The organism is Streptomyces sp. NRRL F-5122 (assembly GCF_001507435.1).
GTDB lineage: Bacteria > Actinomycetota > Actinomycetes > Streptomycetales > Streptomycetaceae > Streptomyces > Streptomyces lannensis.
In genome coordinates this window covers 1-213 of the sequence record NZ_LMWH01000230.1, presented here as the reverse complement: position 1 = coordinate 213, position 213 = coordinate 1, and the positions used below count along the sequence as shown (strand labels likewise).

Annotated in this window: 1 rRNA gene; it reads left to right on the top strand. The window is 57.3% G+C overall.

What is annotated here, in order from left to right:
• A 23S ribosomal RNA gene (locus ADL25_RS23360) occupies positions 1 to 213 on the top strand; the annotation flags it as partial.

Here is a 213-nt window from a genome sequence, read left to right as displayed (position 1 = left end):
GGTCTGGTAGAGAATACCGAGGCGTTCGGGTGAACTATGGTTAAGGAACTCGGCAAAATGCCCCCGTAACTTCGGGAGAAGGGGGGCCACACCTGGTGAGAGTACTTGCTGCTCGAGCTGGGGGTGGCCGCAGAGACCAGCGAGAAGCGACTGTTTACTAAAAACACAGGTCCGTGCGAAGCCGTAAGGCGATGTATACGGACTGACGCCTGC